Below are 21753 nucleotides of genomic sequence, written 5' to 3' on the forward strand. Positions count from 1 at the left end.
AACATACTCAATGGCAAAAAAAAGAAACACAAAAACAAAAAAGAAGTGGTTGACAACACCTCCTTTTTTATTAGATGAACGCATACGATTTATTTTAGGAATCAGTTCTAGCTTATTTACCATATATCTAGGTTTAGCATTTGTATCCTTCTTTTTTACTGGAGGTGCCGATCAATCCAAATTAGATATCCAATTACTTGAACTACTTTCTAACTCGGTAATTCGAGTTGAGAACTGGACAGGTAAAACTGGAGCATTCCTCTCTAATCTTCTAATAAACAAAGGTTTTGGAATAGCAGCATGTTCTATTCTATATATCCTTACTGTATTATCAATTCGCTTGTTTGGAATAAAGATTCAATCACTTAAAAAAGGCATTCTTTACACGCTACTATTCAGTATATGGGGTTCAGTATTGCTTGCTTTCTTATTTGTCGATTCAACTAGTACCAGTTTCCTATACTTAGGTGGAGCTCATGGCTATTTCATAAGTGAATGGTTAATCTCACTGATTGGAAATGTTGGGACTCTTTTTGTCATTATTATTTCCTTCTTCACTCTCATTGCTTTTGGTTTCAACAATGCTGTTAGTCATATGAAAAAGCCTTTCAAAAGGAAAGTGAAACCAGAAGTTAACGAATTGGAAATTGATGAAGACGATGATGAGATTGAAAACGAAACAATCTCTCAAGATGAGCTTATTATAAGTTCTAATCTAATTGAAGAAACGAACCAAGACCAATTTGAAGTTGAACTTGAAGAAGAATTTATTCCTGAACTTAAGGAGGAAGAAGAACTTCCGATTAATAGAACCAGTGAAATAGAACTTGATATTGAATCTGATTCTAAACCAATACCAAGTACAAAAAAACAAGACCTTGAAGATCCTGATGTAGAATTAACCATTGAAGCGATTCGCGTAAAAGAAGAAAGTGTTTCTATCACGCATGCACCAATGGAGGATTTTGACCCAACACTTGATCTTTCAAATTACAAATATCCAACACTTGACCTTTTAGAAGATCATCACATTCATAATTCAGAGGTTAGTAAAGAAGAGCTTGAGAGTAATAAAATTAAAATTGTTGATACACTCCGCAATTATAAAATTGAAATTACTCAGATTAAAGCGACAATTGGTCCAACCGTAACGCTTTACGAAATTGTGCCAGCTCCTGGTGTACGTATCTCTAAAATTAAGAATCTTGAAGATGATATTGCCTTAAGTTTAGCCGCTTTAGGTATTCGTATTATTGCACCAATTCCTGGTCGTGGGACAATTGGTATTGAGGTACCAAATAGAACACCAGAGATTGTTTCTATGAAGACTATTATTGCTTCAAAAAAATTCCAAGAATCGAAACATGCACTACCAGTAGCTTTGGGTAAAACGATCTCGAATGAAACCTACACGCTCGATCTTGCAAAAATGCCTCACCTACTTGTTGCTGGTGCAACTGGACAAGGTAAATCGGTTGGTCTAAATGCAATTATTACGTCTTTACTTTATAAAAAACACCCATCGCAACTTAAGTTTGTACTGATCGATCCTAAAAAGGTTGAATTGAATATATATTCAACTATTGAAAAGCATTTCTTAGCTAAACTTCCTGAGGAAGAAGAGGCTATTATTACTGATATTCACAAAGTAATTGCAACACTAAATTCGCTATGTGTTGAAATGGATTCTCGTTACGATCTACTAAAAAAAGCACACACTCGTAACATCATTGAATACAATAGAAAGTTTGTCACTCGCAAACTAAACCCTGAAAATGGACACAGATACTTACCCTACATTGTTGTAATTATCGATGAGTTTGCCGATTTAATAATGACGGCTGGTAAAGAAGTGGAAACGCCTATTGCTCGTATTGCTCAACTGGCTCGTGCCATTGGTATTCATATGATTATTGCAACACAACGACCATCAACCAATATTATCACCGGTGTCATCAAGGCCAACTTCCCAGCTCGTATAGCTTTTAAGGTTGCCTCAATGATTGACTCACGTACAATTCTAGATAGCCCCGGAGCGAACCAATTAATAGGTAGAGGGGATATGCTTATCTCACAAGGGAGTGAACTGATTCGTGTACAATGTGCTTTTGTTGATACTCCAGAAGTTGAAGCCCTTACAGAGTACATTCAAAAACAACAAGCTTACCCAACGGCCTTAATGTTACCTGAATATGTGGCTGAAAGCAGTGAAAATACAGCTGAGATTGATTTACAAAAACGTGATGTTCTGTTTGAAGAAGCAGCTCGCCTAGTTGTTGGGAACCAACAAGGATCAACTTCTGCCATTCAACGTCGTTTTTCTATCGGATACAATCGTGCAGGTCGTATTGTCGATCAACTTGAAGCAGCAGGTATTGTTGGTCCTTTCGAAGGAAGTAAGGCTCGTCAAGTTCTAGTTTCTGATGAATATTCATTGGAAAAATTATTAACTCAAGTCTTAGCCTAAACTGGCATAATAATTGTCTAAACAAAGACGTTAAAGGATATAAAGAACCTCTCAATTGATTAAATTTAAAAATATGACAAAGTATATTTCACTAATAATTATCACTATACTGAGCTTGAATCTTTCTGCTCAAGAGAATAAGGCAAAAACAATTTTAGACCAAGTTTCGGCCATCAATAAAGAATACAGCAGTATGAAAGCTGAGTTTACATTCAATATGGATAATGCTGAAGAAGATGTTCACGAAAGTTCAGATGGAAATATTATTCTAAAGGGTAATAAATACCGCTTATACCTGATGGATGTTTATACTTATTTTGATGGTAAAACCATCTATCAGCACTTGATAGATGCAGAAGAAGTCAATATTAAAGAGCCAGATGAAGAAGACGAAGAAAGTGGCATAAATCCAACACAGATCTTCACTCTATATGAAACAGGCTTCAAGTTTAGTTATGTTGAAGAACAAACAATAACAACGACTACAACTGCTGCCAATACTACAACTACAACAAGTTCATTTCATGTTATCGATCTATTTCCTTTAGATGAAGAAAGACCATTTTCTCGAATTCGACTTCACATTGACACCAAAACTTTAGAAATGAAATCATTGCTTTCAATCGGAAAAGATGGCAATAATATCACGGTTAAAATTAAAAAGTTTGAACCCAATATTGATTTCAAGGATTCTGAATTTGTATTCGATCAAGCTGCAAATCCAGATGTGGAAGTTGTTGACATGAGATAAAATATGACTAAAATACGATTACAAGACTGCCCTATTCATTCAGAATGGGGCAGTTTATTTTAAAATTACCCCATTTCAAAAAAAAGAAGGAATCTTCACAAAGCTATTTAACAGCTCAGCAGTAAAAATTATTATCTTCGAGGAGAAATAAAACGAACTTATGAGACACCTATTCTTTTTACTACTTTTAAGTCTATTCCTTGCCAGTCCAATCAGACAAGTGCAAGCTCAAGATTCTAAGGCTCAAATAAAAATCAGCATACTCACGTGTTCTCCAGGACTAGAGCTTTACTCCCTTTTTGGGCATTCTGCCATTCGTGTACAGGATCCATCAAGAAAATTAGATATCGTTTTCAACTATGGCATCTTTGATTTCAACACACCTAACTTCTACCCCAAATTTGTTAGAGGAAAATTAAAATACAGTCTTGGCATTGGTTCTTTTGAGCGTTTCAAAAGAGATTACAAGTACAAAAAACAGTCAGTCGTAGAACAAGAATTAAATTTAAGCCCTGAGTCGAAACATAAATTACTCCGAGCATTAGAAAAGAACTATCGACCTGAAAATCGATATTACATGTACGATTTTCTATTCAAAAACTGCTCTACTATGATTCGCGATATTATTCAAAAAGAAATAGTAGGTCAGTTTGAATATAAGGATTCCAATATAAGAAGTGAAGATAGTTATCGCGAATTACTAAGTTTATATATGACCGAAACGCCATGGATCTATACAGGGATACATTTAGCATTAGGTTTTTCATGTGATGCTGAGGCTAGCAATTATCAGAGGATGTTTTTACCCGACATGCTAAAAAATGGTTTCGATCAGGCTGTAATTACTCAAGGCACCCAAACCACCAAGCTTGTTATTAAAGAAAATATCATTCTTAGTAAAAGAGCAAACCAAACACCTACCCCATGGTATAAACACCCATTGTTCGTATTTGGAATGATTGCATTAATTGGACTACTACTCACATTGAGTTCTATAAAAAACAAAAAACGATTCGTACTGCTTGATGTGATTGTTTTTGGTAGTACGGCATTATTCGGTTTGGTCATTATTTTCCTTTGGGGATTTACAGATCACCTTGCTATGAGACCAAACTATAATATTCTTTGGGCTTTACCAATTCACTTACCTTTATTGCATATTCTTTTCAAGAAAAACAGACCTGCATGGGTAAAAAGTTATTTCAAATATCATTCAATTTTCATTCTGTTATTGATTGCAGCATGGCCAATATTCCCTCAGGCTCTTCCTTATACAATTTTACCCTTTGTGATCCTAATCCTTATTCGATCAATTTTTAATGCAACTCGCTCCTAACAACAAATATTTTTTTTGAGATGACAGACTTAAGTAAATACAATCAGGAATTCACCATTAGTTTATTTGATAGTGATTGGCACGGAAATGCTAAATTGACCAGTATTTGCAATTATCTACAAGAAATTGCTGGCAATCATGTTGATCAAATTGGGCAAGGCATACACGATCTGAACCAAAAGAATCATGCATGGGTGCTTTCGCGCATGAAAATTAAAATCATGCGTCCTGCCAGATGGAAAGAGACCATTAGAATAGAAACTTTTCCTACAGGCCTAAAAAGTCTTTTCGGAGCACGAGACTTTCGTATTTTCGATGCAGACGATCAGATCATCGCTTTAGCGAGTTCTTATTGGTTGGTTGTCGATTTAAAGACACATAGACCTCTCCGTCCTCACAATGTTGTAAAGAATATGCCCATTGGTAATTACACAGAAGTTTTCGAAGATGAACTAGATAAGTTAGCTCCCTTATCACAGGAAGCTGAGCTTATTGAAGAACTCAAAATTCATTACTCTGATATCGATATTAACCGCCATGTGAATAATGTAAAGTATCTAAAATGGTTGATTGATGCATTCCCAGAAGAAACTTTAACTGAGAAGCCCATTTCTGAATTGGAAATCAACTTTCTTCATGAATTGAAGCTTGGCGAACACATTCAGATTTTTCAGGAATTGGATGGTGATAATCACATGAACTGCAAAATCAAAAGCAGCACAACTAGCAAGGAAAACTGCCGTGCTCGAATTAAATTTAATCATCTCAAATAATCAGCTTCTTTAAGCTATATTAAAACAGTAAGTACACGATTTAAATATGGATAAATTAATTTACAGCTTAGAAAGTGCCTTCAGACACTTATGTCAATTTTCAGCAATTCATCAAATCCTTTTTCTAATTATAATTGGAGCCTTTTTTAGTTTCAAGGATTGGAAAACCTATCTACTTATTCTTTTAGCTCTGTGTTCCGGATCATTGGTAGGTTTATCGCTTGCTGTATTTAAAGCGGTGAGTCTTACGAAAGCCACGATACACTTGCTTGCCATTATCAGCTTAGTCATTGTATCGCTAAATGGAATATTTAGTAATCGAATTACAACACTTCACTACAACATCTTTGTTTTGATAGGCATTATGCAAGGCTTTACTCTTAGTCTTCATTACAAAGCAGCACTTGGTACCAGTATTAAATTCTTGTCTTATTTGGGTTATAATCTGGGGAGTTTTTCAGCTTTCCTCCTTATTAGTTTCCTAAGCCTACTTATCTGTACACTCATTCTTACTGTCTTCAAAACCGATAAGCTCAAAATCTCTTTGGTTTTATCAGGCCTTGGTTTAGGAGTTGCTTTGATGATGTATTTCTAGAAATTTAAACTTCTGACTTCTATTGCAAAATGAGTTTAGCAGATTAACTTATCGTCTATTTCGGATTACAAATTCTTATACACCTTACCTGTGGATTTCAAATCCACAGGAGCATCATACATCATGCACGCAGGGGTTAGTCCATAACAAAAGCTCTCAATATCCTATAGTAATGAATAATCAACTAATATGAAAATCACCTCATCCTCACATTAGCAAATTACTCCATCATCTTCTAGAATCATCTTTCGTAGCATATTAAAACCTGCCATGGATGCCATTCTAATATTACGTCCTCGTTCTTTTGAAAAAACAAATTTCTCAGAGATCACTTTGTCTGCAGATGCTACAGCAATCCAAACGGTTCCAACAGGTTTTTCATCAGTTCCTCCATCGGGTCCGGCAATGCCTGATGTTGCAATAGCATAATCTGTACCAATAGCCTTACAAGCCCCTGTTGCCATTTGTTCAACAACTTGCTGACTTACTGCACCAAAATCTTCTAAGCTATCCGTATTAACGCCTAAAACATTTGCTTTTACCTCATTAGAGTAAGCTACAACTGAGCCTTTAAAATAAGCTGAACTTCCAGCCATTGCCGTAAGCATATGTGCCATATTTCCACCTGTACAAGATTCGGCTGTGGACAACGTTTTCTTTTTGTCTAAAAGAAGATTGGCAATCACCTGTTCAATTTTTTCATCTTCGAGGGCAAATATACGTTCGCCCAAGATAGCTTTCAAGCCTAATAGTTGAGTATCAACGATAGCTTTTAATTCAGCCTCATCATTACCTACTAAACTCATACGTAGGCGCACAACACCCGGAGATGGTAAATAAGCCAACTTAACAACAGCAGGTAAATTAGCTTCCCAATCTTGTAGCATTTCGGCAAGAACGGATTCACCCAATCCCTGAACCATAACTGTTTGATGCAAAACATGTGGACAATCAAATTCCTCGCTCAAGCTTGGCAATAATTGAGATTGCATGATATTCTTCATCTCAAAAGGTACTCCTGGCATAGATACGACATGCTTATTCTCTCTTGTAAACCACATGCATGGTGCCGTACCAAAATCATTGGTAATAATTCTAGCCCCATTTGGAACCAAAGCTTGTTCTCTATTAAAAGCATTCATCCCAATTTTGTATCGTGCCAAACGCTCTTCAATCTTCGAATAAAGACCATCATCTTGTACTAATTCACAAGCAAAATAGTCACTCAAGGTTTTCTTGGTTATATCATCATTAGTCGGTCCAAGACCACCAGTCATCAAAACCAAATCAACACGCGACATAGCCTCTTCAATAGAAGAAACAATAGCATCCTTTGTATCTGAAATACTCGTTATGCGATTAACTGAAATACCGATTTCATTCAATTCCTTAGACATCCATGCTGAATTGGTATCAACAATTTGTCCAATCAATATTTCGTCACCAATTGTAATAATTTCTGCTTGCATTATCTTAAAATTAAATTCTCTGTTGTCTGTTTTCACTTCTCCATTTTTCCTTCAAACGCTGAAGAACAAGCTTCGCTTGACGTTAACAGGCTTCTATTTGCCCTGCATGGCATTCAAACGCTGCAAAAGGGTTGGATGTGAATAATAGAAAAACACATAAGCCGGATGTGGCGTTAAGTTACTCAACGAGCTAACCGATAATTTTTTCAAACCATCTGCTAAAGCTTTTGAATTGTAGTTTTCGGCAGCATAGGCGTCGGCCTCATATTCATTCTTTCTGGATAGAACATTCATTCCTAAACCCAAGAAAGTTGATATTGGTGAATATAAAATACCAAAGGCAATCAAACCTAAATGAAAACTGTGATTTGTCGTGCCCAAAGCTTCTGACAGACTAGCATTTCCTATTAATAAGGAAAAAATATAAAACATGATACCTGTTTGCAATAGCCCCAAAATGATTGAACTCAGCGTATGTTTCTTTTTATAGTGTCCGATTTCATGAGCCAGGACAGCCACAATCTGCTCAGTTGATAATTCTTCTATCAATGTATCGAATAAAACGATTCGTTTACGCGAACCTAAACCTGAGAAATAAGCATTTCCTTTTGACGAACGTTTTGAACCATCCATCACGTAAATATTATCGAGTTTAAAACCGACTTTCTCTGCAAGTGTACTGATAGCTGTATTCAACTCGCCCTCTTCCAAACGAGTTTGTTTATTGAATAGAGGAACAATTAATGAAGAATAAAACATACTCATAAAGACCATGAAGAAAGCAATCAATGCCCAAGCCATCCACCAAAAGTTAGTGGTTGTCATCGTGTAAATCCAAATAATAAGAGCCAGTATACCGCCACCCAAAATGGCTGTAACTATAGCTCCTTTAAGCTTATCAAGTAAGAATGTTTTTAATGTGCTTCGATTGAAACCATATTTTTCTTCAATAACAAAAGTTGAGTAATAGGAAAATGGGAAGCTAATCAGACTGGAACCAATCATGATGAAAGCAAAGAAGCCAAGTGCCACTGTTATTGGGTTTGATAAATAAAGACGTACAAAATCGTCAACCCAGGCAAAACCACCCGCTACGATCATCAGAATAGTGACAACAAAACTCAAAACTGAAGATAAAAGACCTATGCGATTTTTATCCTTCTCATAAGCTTGTGATTGAGCATATTTCTGGTCATCGTAAATCCCCTCTAGCCCCTTAGGAATTTTTGCTGTCCAATTCTTTCTATTTAAAATATCGAGTGAGCGTTCTAGTAAAAAATCTAAACTTAATATGACAAGAATGAGGGTAAGAATAAGTTCTGTAGACATGGTTAATGTGATGATGTGTTAATTTGATGATGCGATGTACTGAGCGGAGTCGACGGATGATGATGAAAATAAAAAAAACTAAGTCACTTAGTTATCAATCTCGATTAAATTCTCAATAATTGTTCTACTATTATTCTTCGCCAAAGAATCGTTTTATTTTCTTTCCGTTCTCCCAACGGGAGTTCAAAACTAATGCATAAGCTTCTATTTCTTTGTACTCATCAGGTCTATTTTTCATGTTTTTGTAAAAATAAATGGCTTTGCGAATCCAACCCCTTGCATTCTTCAAATCACCTTTCATTTCATGCACAACCGCTAAATTGTATGCCGAACGCCCTGCAAGCTTCAAATCGTTCATATTTATCAGACTTTCCCATATATTTATGGCACTATCAAACTCATTCTTATTCATAAAGTAAAGAGCAGCAGATAAACGTTTGTCGCCTGAAACAAAATACTTACGGCTAACATCTACCCATCTAGGAGAAATTAAATCGACATAGCTCCTCCCTAACTCGTAAGATGCATCATTCAACATTTGTTTCCTACTTGGTAATTTTTCATTCACAAGTATTTCAAAACTCACATCAGATACTTCCATAAATAAACTATCAACTAATATTCTATCATCGTAAAACTTTTTATACAAGGGGTCGTATATGCGCCATTTCCCATAATAATGCACATCAGTAAAAGCCCAATAAGCATCACCTTCTACAATCTCATGTTTATTAAAAGCTTGAATATCTTCTAAAACAACCAATACATCTGACCGACTTGCCTGGCAAAGACTATCAACAGTTTCCCAACTTAAAGGCGTGAAATGACGAATCGTATCTGGCATTATTTCTTCAGGAAGACGAATAAAAGGAATAGAATCTTGTGACCAAAATTCAGATAAATTTTCAACAAATCCTTGATAACAACTCAAAGGCATATCCTGAGTATGATCAACTGTATCTTTTATTACTACTCCAGTAACAGAATAATAATTCATCACCGAATCTGAAGGGAAATACTGATTCCTATCCACAATTGCTATACGACTAACATCTGAAGGAAGAACAACACGTGGAGCTTCCAAGGCCTGAAACTGAACTGTAGAGACTGTTTTACAAGCTGGTGTAATAATAACGAGCGATATGATAGCAAAATAAATAAGCTTCATAGGGGACTTAGTAAATTCCATAAATAAATAATTTAGGGCTTTGGGTTTAATAAAAGAATTAGAAACTAAATCGAAAATTAGATTCCTAGCCAATACTTTCGCAAAAACCATTCCAAAACAAGCAATAATATTATAAAACATAAAATCCAAATAAAATTCAATACAGAGCGAAAATTAGTCTCCACTGAAATACGGGCTTTTACATTATTATTCTTCAATAAAGATTCTGATAAATTCGACATTTGTGATAAAGGGAAATGTTGACCACCACTTAATTCAGATAAATTCTTTAAAAGAGTCGGATTCGCTTTAAGATTCTTGGCTTCTAAATTTACAGAACTAACGATAAAAGCACCTTTTGTTTTCAATTCTTGATCAAGAACCTTTACTTTGGCCTCAAACTGGTAATTCCCCTTGGGTAAATTGTTCAATTCTAATTTATAGACATTTCCAGATCGTTCAAACTGATAAGCAAATTCCTTCCCATTTTCACTCTTCAATAGAAGTTTGACATCGGCTTTATTCGTAGACTGATAACTTTTATTATAAAGTTGTGCTTCTATTTGAATGGGATCCGTTTCTTTATAGACTCTATCATACTGAACATTTAACTGGTTCTTTTTTACTCTTAGAGCAAGGTATTGCACCATCTGGTTGATTAAACCATTAAAACTATCGTGAGAGTTGTTCTCTTTATAATCTTGTAATTTCCAACGCCAAATCCCTTCACCTAATATATAGCATTGTTTTTGTTCATCACTTTGAGTAAATACGCATAAAGGAAGTTCAGTTGGTATCCCCTTTATGGTTTGAGTTCCCAAAACATTGATCTCATGACTGAAGTTAAATTTAGCCATAGGAGATAATAAGGGTGGAAAATTCTCAATCGTTTTCCTATTCACAGGGTCTATCTCAAAAAGCGAAAAATTCGAACCGAATTCAATTCTAGCATTTTGAAAGAGTTCATTTTCTCGTACAAGAGTCAGACCTATATCTAAACGATTTAAACTATTGATTTCTGTTGCTCCACCAAGAATCATCATAAAGGGTAAACGAGAACTTTTTAATTGACTAAAGAAATGGTCTAGCTTAGACTTGAATGATGGTAGCTGATACAAAATCATCAGGTTAAAATCAGAAAAATCAACTTGCTTCTTCGAAACATCAATCAGGCTGATAGAGAAGTTGGTTTTATCCTGCATGGCCGACTGCAAGGCAGCAATATCGGGATGATAAGAATCGTAACAAATGGCTACTTTACGCTTACTATCCAAAACATCAACAATCAATTCTCTACGATTATTTTTAAGATTTAACTCACCCTTTAAAGGCTCAATCTGCAATTGATAGGTTTGCAATCCTGTTTGAGTAGGAGAAATAAAAAAATCTTTTTCAACAAAGTAATCATCTACAGAAATACTTAAAGTATCTCGATATAGAATTTCAGAACCTGAACGAACTTGAAATTTCAGCTTTTCTCCTGAGCAAAAATCAGCTTTCAAGGCGACTCGAACAGGTGTATTCGATTTAAGAAAAGCAAGTTTATTACTTCTTAAGGATACAATAGATAAATCCTTTTGATTCGCCTCATCTCCCAAAGCAATGGTATGGACCGGACATTTAATTTCTTGTACCGAGAAACGAGGATCATTCCCCTTATTATACAAACCATCACCAGCCAAAATGACTTGAGTTTGATCACTGGCTTGAATCTGACTTTTTAAATATGAAAATAAGGATGCATAATCACTTGATTGATCAGAAAAATTAAAATCATCTACAATTTTAACCTCCTGTCCAAAGCTTAATTTTTGAATCTCATATTTAGATTTGAGATTCTCCAAAACAGCATCAACTTCCTTAGAATAGTCACTTTTATAATAGCTTGAATCTTGATTTGATATTAATGACCGGGAATTATCCTGTGCCCAAATCAATAGAGGTTTCTCTATGCGTTCCTGGCTGTGCTTTATACGAGGGTTTAATAGGAGAAATAATAAGCCAACATAAACCAAAGCACGCAAACTTGCTAGACTTAATATCCTGATGGATGATAAATCGTTCTTTAAAGCACTTTTATAGTAATACTGCCCATACACCAAAGCGACTGCCAATAAAAGGATAGGCAGTAACCACCATAAGGAGTATTCTGTTAGAATAGAAATATTCAAAAGGATAATTTTAAAGTTTCAACAAATTTAATAAACTCTGCGAGCTATTGAATTATTCTAAGATCAAAAAAGAGAGTTTTATCAACATAATTCATTAGAACATTTAAATAGAATATAAAAGGCCTTAATATTTTCATAAAATGCAAGCCATGGGCTCAGCCTTCCTCATATAATTTGATGTATCTTTGACCTCTTAAATTTGACGCTCAATTATAAATTAAAATCAAAATAATGTCATTTACATCTTTAGGTTTATCTCCTTTCTTATTAAAAGCTTTGGCTATTGAGAATTACTCACAGCCCTACCCCATTCAAAAGGAAGCTATTCCTGCTATTCTGAGCAATAAGGATGTTTTAGGTATTGCAAAAACGGGATCAGGTAAAACGGCGAGTTATGTGCTACCAATCCTAAACAATCTAAAGAGCAATGAACCTCTTAAAAACAGACATGTTAAGGTACTCGTTTTAGTTCCTACACGCGAGCTTGCCGTTCAGGTCGAAGACGTATTTAGCACATTTGCGATGGCTTTACCTGAAAGAGTAAAAACAATGGCTATTTTCGGTGGTGTTTCAATTAACCCTCAAATGATGGGGATGAATGGTGTTAGCATCTTAGTTGCAACACCTGGTCGATTAATCGAATTAGCAGAATCGAACGCTGTTCATCTATCGGATATTGACACCTTGGTTCTTGATGAAGCAGACAAGATGCTTAACATGGGCTTTAAGGACGAGATGGATCGTATTTTCGCTCTTCTACCTAAAAAGCGTCAGAATCTATTGTTCTCAGCGACTTTAAGCCAAGATGTTGATAATATCAAGCAAGTCTTGTTACGTCATCCTGAAGTGATACAAATTGAACCGAAGGAGGAAGATCTAGAACTGATTAACCAGGTGGCCTATTCGGTTACTGATGAGAAAAAAGGGCCACTATTGCGCTATTTGATCAAAAAAGATAATTTAAAACAAGTATTGGTTTTTGCATCCTCTGCCTTTAGAGCCGATGCGCTTGCCAATAAACTTTGCCGAAATAATATACATGCGGTTGCTATTCACAGCAGGAAAAGTCAAAATTCCCGTACCGAGAGTTTAAGACGATTCAAAGCTGGAAATATTCGTGTATTGGTTACAACCGACCTTTTGGCTCGTGGTATCGATATTGAATTCCTTCCTTATGTGGTCAACTACGAATTGCCACGATCGCCCAAAGATTACGTGCACCGTATTGGTAGAACCGGTCGTGCAGAATCACCAGGTGAAGCTATTTCTTTTATCTCTCCCGATGAAGAGCATCACTTTAAAGTGATTCAGAATAAGATGAAAAAGGAAGTGCCGATGATTGATAGTTCAAAGATTGATATGCATGGCTATTAAGCCTTAAAACACATATAGAAAATGCCCAGTTCATTATTTGAGCTGGGCATTTTTGTATTACATTCATTTCTACCCTATTGCTGCCGCACGATTCCATTGTATGTTTTTTGTTTTTTAATAAGGGAACGCGATATAATCGCGCACCAGCGAGAGTATAATTCTTACTTACAATTCAATTTTTAAGACTTGCATTTCAGTTCCTTCTGCCTACACTACCTTACAGTTACATGAATGCATTTTGTCTGTCTTTCGAGAAGAACGTAACATTTACCCTCATCTTGCAGCTTAATTAATTCACGCAATAATATATTTCGAAGACGGTAGGTATAAACAGGTGTACTATTACCTCTCTCAAAATAACGGGTCTGTACAATATCAAAAGTTCGTCCATAATAATGCGATGAACTGTTTGGCGTCGCGTTTACATTGCTTTTGCGTAGCGATTTTTGATCTTCGAGGGTCCGTAATATTGATGAAATTGAAAACCGATATTTTTTAAGGCCTAATTCTTCGAGTTCGTCGCAAAACCTTTCACCAAGTAGATCTAAAAATTCTTCTGCTGGTGCTTGCAGGTAAGGTATTGAATTTATTAAATGGGGTATCTCGTAATATTCATTATCAGTAATTTCAACAAGTTCATGACGGTCACAAAAAGCTTTGGCACTCGCTTTATCATTACCTCTTGAATCCAAAGGCTTTTTTAAGCCCTTTATTTGGGCTACCTCAAGATGATTATTATTATTATAGCGGCGCAGCGATCCCTTTTCATCTTTTGTAAGTACAGGAACGGAAAACTTGTCTATACTTTTGCCTTTTGGTGTAGGATTTAGAGCTCTAATTATTAAAAATACGATAACTGCGAATATTACAGCTGCCATTAGAATTTTACGAATACTATACCTTTTTTTTCTCTTATTCATGTCAAAATTTTACTCGCACAAAGATAAAAAAAAGGCGTTCTCAACAAATTGGTAAGTAAAGTTTCTTTTCAGCGAGATCTTCGTTAAAAAAGATGCGATGTAACTCGGCTATCTTTTACTTTTTTGCCTCGATATAGCTAAAATGATTCCATCTTATTTAAAGATGATTTTAAAATTAAAATGGTATTATTCAAATTCATCTAAAAAGGAAAATCTCCTTAACCTAAACAAATAGGATAAGGAGATTTTTTATGGATGTCTATTCAATGGTTGAATATAGATTTTTACATAAATCCACCACCACCTTGTGTTTCACGACTATCTCTGCGTTTTCTTCTTTTGGCTTTGTTTTTACCGCTACCAAATCGGTACGCAAAGCCCAGATATGCTGTTCTACTTTCCCAATGGAATTCACCATCCTGATTATACGGTACTTTTGACTTGAATTTGAACTTCATTCCCTCAAAAATGTCATTCACTCTAAAGGTTAAGGTTCCTTTTCCTTTTAAGATTGAATAGCTAGCACCCGTATTGATCATCCACATTGGATCTACTTCAAACTGTAGATCTTTTCCTCCACCACGATACATGGCAAACAATTGAAATTTCAGTTTTTTAGTGGCCGTAAAGCTATTCGATACTCGAACATTGAAAGAATTATTTGTAATCTCAAGGTTCTCATCGTTTGAAACTCCTGTTTCTTTTTGGATATATAAATCGGAACTGGCATTCATCGACCACCATTTAAAGAATCGGTAATTTGCCGACAGCTCAATACCATAACGATCGTTACTATCGGTATTATAGTACGACATTTCCACCTTTTCAATATCCAAAGTATCTTTGTTTAATACTCTCGAAATATTACCATTTACTCTACGGTAAAATGCTCCAATTGTAGCAGAGCCATTCTTCATTCCTTTGGTATAATTGAATTCGAAAGAGTTAGTGAATTGAGGATCTAGTTCAGGATTTCCAAACGAGCTAATCAAAGGCGTACTCCACTCTCTAATTGGATTTACTTGCCCGATAGATGGCCTGTCTACTCTCCTGCTGTAACTCAACTGAAATTGATTTTTTTCGCTCTGATTGAAAGTAATAAATACAGAAGGATACACAGTAAAACGACTATCGGTATACTTAGCCTTTTCACCTCCCTTAACAAACTTACCATCTACTTCATATTGCTCAAGTCTGGCGCCAATTTGCATCGTGAACTTATCTATTTTGTGATTTAAATTCACATATCCCGAATAGATACTTCTGTCGTATGTAAATGCAGAATTACCTATTTCATTATTAGTAAAATCATTTTGATTTGTTAGTCTTGAATTCTCTGTATCATTTAATCTTAACTCCAAACCTAATTCCAACTTTGTATTTTCCGCCAATGGATTTGTGTAATCCAGGTTTAGAAGCGTATTGGTATAATCATTTTCAATAGCATCTGTGTAATTCGAAGTCAAGTCAAACGGATTAAGTAATTCTGTGTATGTAGCATCTTCAGGCGAATCGCTCTTACTATATGTAGCTTCGAACTCCAGGTTGTGTCCTTCTTTTTCAAAGTCGGTTTTATAGTTAAAATTATAAGTTCCAGATGCATTATTTGTTTCAGATTTCATCAAACTATGATAATCCAAATCTGTTCCTCTAAAAATCTTTGTAGTACCATCAAATACACCATCGCGAAAATTCTGTGTGGTATAAAATGAAAGTGTATTCTTTTTATTCAAATAGATATCGGCTCCTACTTTTAGCAACTGGGAATTATTATCACTTAGGAATTTAAATTTCTGTAAGAGATCATTATCAAGAATTACATTTCCATTCTCATCTTTCGAGCTTCTTAAAACATTACCATAATTGTCTCTTTTTCCACCGTTAGCACCAAAATTCATGAAAAAATTCACCTTACCAGTTTTGTAATTCATGTCTAAAGAGCCATTCATACGCGTGTTTTCGCCTCGTGTCACTCCCAAGTTTACATTTCCGTTAAAGCCAATATTTGCATTCTTGTTTAGTACGATGTTAATAATCCCACTCATCCCCTCGGGATTGTACTTTGCTGAAGGATTGGTAATCAACTCGACACTTTTAATTGAAGTAGATGGAATTTGTTGCAACAATTGAGCGGCACTAATATTAGTTGGTTTACCATCGACTAATATTCTCACATTTTCGTTCCCTCGTAAACTCACAGTCCCCGTTTGGCTATCAACACTTACCGACTGTACATTATTTAATACCTCCGAAGCTGTTGCTCCAGCTGCAGTTAGGTCTTTACCTACATTTATAACTTTTCGGTCAATCTTCTGAGTTACTGTAGACAATTCGGCTCTCACAACCACTTCATTAAGCACTTCAGAATCTTCTTCAAGACGAATCGTTCCTAGTTTGTAAGTCGAATTTTTAGCTGTAAAATCAAGTTCTTTAGTAAAAAGCTTGTATCCGATATATTGAATTTCAATGACATGCTTTCCTTTTGCGATTTTTTTGATATGAAACTTCCCATTATCATCGGTAATCCCTCCGGTTAATATTTGATTGTTTGCATCTCTAATTACAATATTAACATATGGCAATGCCTCATTGGTATTGTTATCGATAATAAGGCCTGAAACGGTACCAAGCTTACTAATGCTGTTTATGGGTGATTCTTCGGCATAGTTAATAAAACTATACAGCATCAAAATAGTTAAAAATAGAATTCTTCTCATCATGATTATTTTTGGTCGGTTAGATTTATAATGTTGGTATATGAAAAGCATCAGATTTGAACTCACTAACTCTTCAATTTATATACACCTTCTGTTTTATGATTATTATTTTCGTTTTTGCACTATCTCAGCTATTCTTTATATACTTTGTTATATGCAGATATTTTTTTGATAAATTGTTCGAAATCTTCATCAGAAGGAGCCGAAGGGTTTAAGTCGCTTATTGTTCCGTCTGGATTAACTACAAGATAAAGAGGAAGACCTAAGATATTATAGTATTTGCTATAGGTAGACTTCATATCGGATCCATTATACAAATGGATTACATTTTCTTCGGGGAAATTATTCTTTTTGATATATTCACGCCAGGTAGACTCGTTTCTATCAAAAGAAACAAACACAAAGCTTACACCTTCTATTTTATTTAATTCATTGTATTTATTAAGAAACATTTTCATAGATTTCACACAGGGACCACACCAAGTAGCCCAATTATCTATATATAATACCTTTCCTTTAAGACTTTCAATATTAAAATCTTTATTCTCAGAAATAAGTGTTTCTAAAAATTTTGCTTGATTCCCAATTTTTGCACCAAGTGCCGAGCCAGATTCAATGCTGGTAATGTGTTGATAATATTTTTCTTTTACTTTCATATTTGCCAACTTTGCCAATTTTTTTTGTTTTTCTTGCTCTGTTTTTTCTGGTATTTCTCTACTGAGAATAAAACTGATAAATTGACTTCTTACTTCATCGTTTTTGATAAATCCGTTGATAAATTCCAATTGGTTTGAAGCATTTTTAAATGAACTCTTGTACTTTCTTTCGTACTGTATTTCCAAAGTATTATATATAGTGTTTAGATTATCTGAATAAATGAGATAATAATCGTTATCAAAATCTATGTTATTGGTAAAATCGTAATAGCCAGATTGTGAAGTTAAAGTAGCAATACGTTCGCTTAGCATAAATTTAAAATGTGCCATTTTTCCTGACACCATAGCCTTTAAAGTATTGTAGGAAGGATCACTAATTTTGGATTTAATTTCATCCAATTGACTCAAGGATTCTAGTTTTACTTTATCTATGGTACTAAGAATAGCCTTTTCATTACCGATATCAAGGGAGAACAAAGAATTCAACTTCTCATGAAACGATCTAGTAAATTTATTGACAAAATCTTCCTTATCGAAAATTAATTCTAAACTCCCAGAATCGTTTTCTTTGATTTGGATGCTTCGCTCCATATCCGGACCGATATAAAAAGCAACAGATCCATTATCAGCAATGGCGTAACATAAAAGTAATTTATCGAGTTTTTCCGCGATAGTAAAATTCTTATTTTCTTCTAATAGCACTACCTCCTCTTGAATATTCATAGTGCCAACATTGTAGATTTTTGTAAGTTTTAAATCAATGCTATCTTTTGACAACAAAGTCAGTGCGGTAAATGTATCTTCTCCTTTTAAAGTAGTTTCTGTCTTATTTTCACAAGCTATGATTAAAGTCGATATTAAAATAAATAGTATAGTTCTTTTGAATTTCATGTTATTTTGTATTTGGATATAACCATAGGACTACGCCATAGATTTTTTAGTTACACGATAGGTTTAGAATTAACGTTTATTAACAGCTTAGAGTGAAGCAAGATTCAATTCAAAGTGGAAATCATCATTCTAAAACCAACAGATCATCATCCTTTTATCACATCTTGTGCCGAAAGTTGTATTATGCACAAAATCAACACAAAACAATTATCAGAATTTATTTTGATGTTCGATTTCGAACATCTCATGTCCGCTTTCGTATTCTTAAAAAGCCACTCTCAGCTTATTCAATAGTCTCCTAAAAAAAACCTGACAGAATCGTTTCCGACCTGTCAGCGTTTATATTTTCCGATTAAATTAACGCTGTCAGGTGCAAGCACTCTGACAGGTTATACCAAAACGAAATAACCCGGTACAGAGTCTGTACCGGGTTGCCATTTATTTTATTCTAATTTCTGAGCTTACTCCTATTTTAGAGATTCTATAAATTCTTCCTCCGAAATAGTTTTGATTCCGAACTTTTCAACCTTCTCCAATTTACTAGGCCCTACTTTCTCTCCAGCCAAAAACAAATCAGTTTTCTTAGAGATTGAACTGGTATTCTTTCCACCATTCTGCTCAATCATAGCCTTAAGTTCATCTCTTGAATGCGATTTAAAACTCCCTGATATAACAATAGCTAAACCTTCTAACTTATTCGTTTGATTGGCTAATTCTTCTTGATCTAATTCAAATTGCAAACCATATGCAATCAATTCATCTACTATTTTGTTCTGAGCTTCATCCTCAAAAAAGAGAATAATACTCTTAGCTATCTTATCACCAATTTCATCAACATTCACTAAATCTTCAAGACTTGCTGATTTAAGAGCTTGAATAGATGTTAAGGTTTTAGCTAATTTCTTAGCCACCGTTTGACCAACGTGGCGAATGCCTAATGCGAATAAGACTTTCTCAAAAGGAACATTTAAAGATTCCTTGATACTTCCCAGAATACGGTCGGCAGATTTATCTCCCATACGATCAAGAGGAAGTAAATCCTCTTTCTTTAATCTGTACAGATCGGATATATTCTTTACCAAACCTTGCTGATACAAAAGTTCGATGGTTTCTTCTCCCAAGCCATCAATATTCATGGCCTTACGGGCAATAAAATGCTCAATTCTGCCTGTGATTTGTGGAGGACAAAGTAGACTATTGGGACAATAATGATTCGCTTCTCCTTCAAGTCTAACCAACTCGGTACCACATTCAGGACAATTCTCAATGAATACAATCTTTTCAGCATCAGCCTCTCTCTGATCCACATCAACACCCACAATCTTAGGAATAATCTCACCTCCCTTTTCAACAAACACAGAATCATTAAGATGTAAATCGAGATTTGCGATAATGTCTGAATTGTGCAATGATGCTCGCTTTACCACTGTACCGGCTAACTGAACAGCATCTAAATTGGCAACTGGTGTTATCGATCCAGTACGACCAACTTGGTAAGTCACACTATTTAATCTAGTAGCTTCGCGTTCTGCTTTAAACTTATAGGATATGGCCCAACGAGGTGATTTTGCTGTATAACCCAACTCATCTTGCTGATCAAGGGAATTTACCTTAATCACAATGCCATCGATAGGAACAGGAAGCTCTTCTCGCTTTGTATCCCAATATTTGATAAACTCTAGCACCTCATCAATAGAGTTACAAAGCTTACTATCATCAGAGATCTTGAATCCCCATGATCTGGCTAGTTCCAAATTATTAAAATGATCGCGAGCAGGTAATTGCTTCCCCAGTAAATAATAGAGGTAACAATCTAACTGACGTTTGGCTACTACTGAAGAGTTCTGCATTTTCAAACTACCTGATGCAGCATTCCTTGGGTTAGCAAATGGGCTTTCGCCTTGCTCCTCTCTCTCAACATTTAACTGATTGAATACTTGAAACGGCATCATGATTTCACCTCGAATCTCAAATTCATCGGGATAATCATTGCCTTGCAAGCTTAAAGGAATCGCTTTAATGGTTTTCACATTAGTGGTCACATCATCTCCCTGAACACCATCACCACGAGTTAAGGCTTCCACCAACTTTCCATTCTTGTACTTAAGACTAATAGATGTGCCATCATATTTTAACTCACAAACGTATTGAATCTTCTCTTCTGTCAGTTTTAAAATTCGAGTTTCGAAATCACGAATATCCTCTTCAGAATACGTATTCCCTAAAGAAAGCATCGGATACTCATGTGCAACTTGCTTGAATTCCAAATTGATATCACTACCAACACGCTGACTTGGTGAATTCTCATCTGCATATTCAGGAAATTTCTGCTCTAATGTCATCAGTTCATTCATCAGCATATCAAACTCAAAATCGTTGATAGTAGGCTGTGAAAGAATATAATAATTGTAGTTATGTGTGTGGAGTTGCTCTCGTAGTACTGTTATACGTCGCAAAGCTTCAGTCTTATTCATATTTCAGTTGATGTTTTATAATCTAGAGCATAAAAATAGCAATAGAATAAACAATACGATGGCTATTTACTCTCAAATCTAAACAAATTCTTAAAACACATCTGAGTCTCAGACCTATTAATCAATGATAAATTCTAAATCAAAATAGTATCTTTCAGAAAATAAAGGCTCTAGTTTTTACGAATTGAATTCACCGATAATAATGTACATCTAACCGATTAATGATCGTAAAAAAGATATACTTGAGGTAATTTAGCATTAGAAACTAAAATAATCGCATTATGAATAAAGATAGAAGACCTTTGGTTGTTGGATTAGTACTTATTATAATTGGAATTGTTATCCTGCTAAGTAATATCGATTTCTTACCAAGGAACATTCACCACTACATTTTCCGTTGGGAAAGTTTTCTAATTCTAATTGGTCTTTTAATGATCATTGTTAGAGGCCGAATCTTTGGTGGCATTGCAGTTCTAGCTGTTGGCACATATTTTTTAGCTGATGATCTTTTTATACTTTCCGATGATTGGCAAATATGGTTTTGGCCAGGAATCTTAATTTTAATGGGGATTAGTTATATATTAAAACCTGATGAATGCCATTCTATCTGGGACGATAAGAAAAAAAATAAAAGTCATCATTAATCAAGCAATTACAATTCA

The 21753-nt window shown here is 35.0% G+C and carries 15 protein-coding genes; 7 read left to right on the top strand and 8 right to left on the bottom strand.

Annotated elements, in window-relative coordinates; all coding sequences use genetic code 11:
* Positions 1 to 10: 10 nt before the first annotated feature.
* The 5 genes from ACXR6G_RS00600 to ACXR6G_RS00620 all read left to right on the top strand — a co-directional run bounded on the left by ACXR6G_RS00600 (position 11) and on the right by ACXR6G_RS00620 (position 5922).
* Positions 11 to 2467, top strand: coding sequence for a DNA translocase FtsK 4TM domain-containing protein (locus ACXR6G_RS00600; RefSeq protein ID WP_458359454.1), 2457 nt, complete (start codon positions 11 to 13; stop codon positions 2465 to 2467).
* A gap of 73 nt (positions 2468 to 2540) precedes the next feature.
* Complete coding sequence (locus tag ACXR6G_RS00605; RefSeq protein ID WP_458359455.1) at positions 2541 to 3218, top strand: LolA family protein; 678 nt, start codon at positions 2541 to 2543, stop codon at positions 3216 to 3218.
* Between the two features lie 160 nt (positions 3219 to 3378).
* A complete protein-coding gene (locus ACXR6G_RS00610) occupies positions 3379 to 4554 on the top strand; it encodes a lipoprotein N-acyltransferase Lnb domain-containing protein (protein ID WP_458359456.1) in 1176 nt (391 codons plus the stop codon).
* A gap of 20 nt (positions 4555 to 4574) precedes the next feature.
* Complete coding sequence (locus ACXR6G_RS00615; RefSeq protein WP_458359457.1) at positions 4575 to 5327, top strand: acyl-[acyl-carrier-protein] thioesterase; 753 nt, start codon at positions 4575 to 4577, stop codon at positions 5325 to 5327.
* A gap of 46 nt (positions 5328 to 5373) precedes the next feature.
* The gene (locus tag ACXR6G_RS00620) at positions 5374 to 5922 is read left to right on the top strand and encodes a hypothetical protein (protein ID WP_458359458.1); all 549 of its coding nucleotides are present in this window, start codon (positions 5374 to 5376) and stop codon (positions 5920 to 5922) included.
* A 212-nt stretch (positions 5923 to 6134) separates the two neighbouring features.
* Here ACXR6G_RS00620 and ACXR6G_RS00625 read toward each other — a convergent pair whose 3' ends face one another.
* The 4 genes from ACXR6G_RS00625 to ACXR6G_RS00640 form a co-directional block, all read right to left on the bottom strand.
* Entirely contained in the window at positions 6135 to 7391 is a 1257-nt protein-coding gene (locus ACXR6G_RS00625; protein WP_458359459.1) for a competence/damage-inducible protein A, read from the bottom strand.
* 93 nt (positions 7392 to 7484) lie between these two features.
* Entirely contained in the window at positions 7485 to 8720 is a 1236-nt protein-coding gene (locus ACXR6G_RS00630; RefSeq protein WP_458359460.1) for a M48 family metallopeptidase, read from the bottom strand.
* Positions 8721 to 8850: 130 nt separating this feature from the next.
* Positions 8851 to 9909: a DUF6340 family protein gene (locus tag ACXR6G_RS00635; RefSeq protein ID WP_458359461.1), complete on the bottom strand. Its 1059-nt coding sequence runs from the start codon at positions 9907 to 9909 to the stop codon at positions 8851 to 8853.
* 56 nt (positions 9910 to 9965) lie between these two features.
* The gene (locus tag ACXR6G_RS00640) at positions 9966 to 12059 is read right to left on the bottom strand and encodes a hypothetical protein (RefSeq protein WP_458359462.1); all 2094 of its coding nucleotides are present in this window, start codon (positions 12057 to 12059) and stop codon (positions 9966 to 9968) included.
* A 231-nt stretch (positions 12060 to 12290) separates the two neighbouring features.
* On the opposite strand from ACXR6G_RS00640, the gene ACXR6G_RS00645 reads away from it, so the two are divergent.
* Positions 12291 to 13433 (top strand): DEAD/DEAH box helicase, encoded by a 1143-nt coding sequence (locus tag ACXR6G_RS00645; protein WP_458359463.1) that lies wholly within the window; start codon positions 12291 to 12293, stop codon positions 13431 to 13433.
* Positions 13434 to 13645: 212 nt separating this feature from the next.
* Here ACXR6G_RS00645 and ACXR6G_RS00650 read toward each other — a convergent pair whose 3' ends face one another.
* From ACXR6G_RS00650 to ligA, 4 genes are all read right to left on the bottom strand, one after another.
* The gene (locus tag ACXR6G_RS00650) at positions 13646 to 14353 is read right to left on the bottom strand and encodes a DUF5715 family protein (protein WP_458359464.1); all 708 of its coding nucleotides are present in this window, start codon (positions 14351 to 14353) and stop codon (positions 13646 to 13648) included.
* Between the two features lie 284 nt (positions 14354 to 14637).
* Positions 14638 to 17073, bottom strand: a complete 2436-nt coding sequence (locus ACXR6G_RS00655) for a TonB-dependent receptor domain-containing protein (protein WP_458359465.1) — start codon at positions 17071 to 17073, stop codon at positions 14638 to 14640.
* A 128-nt stretch (positions 17074 to 17201) separates the two neighbouring features.
* The gene (locus ACXR6G_RS00660) at positions 17202 to 18617 is read right to left on the bottom strand and encodes a TlpA family protein disulfide reductase (protein WP_458359466.1); all 1416 of its coding nucleotides are present in this window, start codon (positions 18615 to 18617) and stop codon (positions 17202 to 17204) included.
* Positions 18618 to 19084: 467 nt separating this feature from the next.
* On the bottom strand, positions 19085 to 21091 hold the full coding sequence (gene ligA / locus ACXR6G_RS00665; RefSeq protein ID WP_458359467.1) for an NAD-dependent DNA ligase LigA: 2007 nt from the start codon (positions 21089 to 21091) through the stop codon (positions 19085 to 19087).
* Positions 21092 to 21372: 281 nt separating this feature from the next.
* On the opposite strand from ligA, the gene ACXR6G_RS00670 reads away from it, so the two are divergent.
* Positions 21373 to 21735 (top strand): LiaF transmembrane domain-containing protein, encoded by a 363-nt coding sequence (locus ACXR6G_RS00670; RefSeq protein ID WP_458359468.1) that lies wholly within the window; start codon positions 21373 to 21375, stop codon positions 21733 to 21735.
* Positions 21736 to 21753: the final 18 nt, after the last annotated feature.

The organism is Ancylomarina sp. YFZ004 (assembly GCF_054254355.1).

What these genes read in the sequence shown, in the direction of transcription:
- ACXR6G_RS00600 (WP_458359454.1), top strand. Translation starts at nt 11, where the DNA reads ATGGCAAAAAAAAGAAACACAAAAACAAAAAAGAAGTGGTTGACAACA.
- ACXR6G_RS00605 (WP_458359455.1), top strand. Translation starts at nt 2,541, where the DNA reads ATGACAAAGTATATTTCACTAATAATTATCACTATACTGAGCTTGAAT.
- ACXR6G_RS00610 (WP_458359456.1), top strand. Translation starts at nt 3,379, where the DNA reads ATGAGACACCTATTCTTTTTACTACTTTTAAGTCTATTCCTTGCCAGT.
- ACXR6G_RS00615 (WP_458359457.1), top strand. Translation starts at nt 4,575, where the DNA reads ATGACAGACTTAAGTAAATACAATCAGGAATTCACCATTAGTTTATTT.
- ACXR6G_RS00620 (WP_458359458.1), top strand. Translation starts at nt 5,374, where the DNA reads ATGGATAAATTAATTTACAGCTTAGAAAGTGCCTTCAGACACTTATGT.
- ACXR6G_RS00625 (WP_458359459.1), bottom strand. Translation starts at nt 7,391, where the DNA reads ATGCAAGCAGAAATTATTACAATTGGTGACGAAATATTGATTGGACAA.
- ACXR6G_RS00630 (WP_458359460.1), bottom strand. Translation starts at nt 8,720, where the DNA reads ATGTCTACAGAACTTATTCTTACCCTCATTCTTGTCATATTAAGTTTA.
- ACXR6G_RS00635 (WP_458359461.1), bottom strand. Translation starts at nt 9,909, where the DNA reads ATGGAATTTACTAAGTCCCCTATGAAGCTTATTTATTTTGCTATCATA.
- ACXR6G_RS00645 (WP_458359463.1), top strand. Translation starts at nt 12,291, where the DNA reads ATGTCATTTACATCTTTAGGTTTATCTCCTTTCTTATTAAAAGCTTTG.
- ACXR6G_RS00650 (WP_458359464.1), bottom strand. Translation starts at nt 14,353, where the DNA reads ATGAATAAGAGAAAAAAAAGGTATAGTATTCGTAAAATTCTAATGGCA.
- ACXR6G_RS00655 (WP_458359465.1), bottom strand. Translation starts at nt 17,073, where the DNA reads ATGATGAGAAGAATTCTATTTTTAACTATTTTGATGCTGTATAGTTTT.
- ACXR6G_RS00660 (WP_458359466.1), bottom strand. Translation starts at nt 18,617, where the DNA reads ATGAAATTCAAAAGAACTATACTATTTATTTTAATATCGACTTTAATC.
- ligA (WP_458359467.1), bottom strand. Translation starts at nt 21,091, where the DNA reads ATGAATAAGACTGAAGCTTTGCGACGTATAACAGTACTACGAGAGCAA.
- ACXR6G_RS00670 (WP_458359468.1), top strand. Translation starts at nt 21,373, where the DNA reads ATGAATAAAGATAGAAGACCTTTGGTTGTTGGATTAGTACTTATTATA.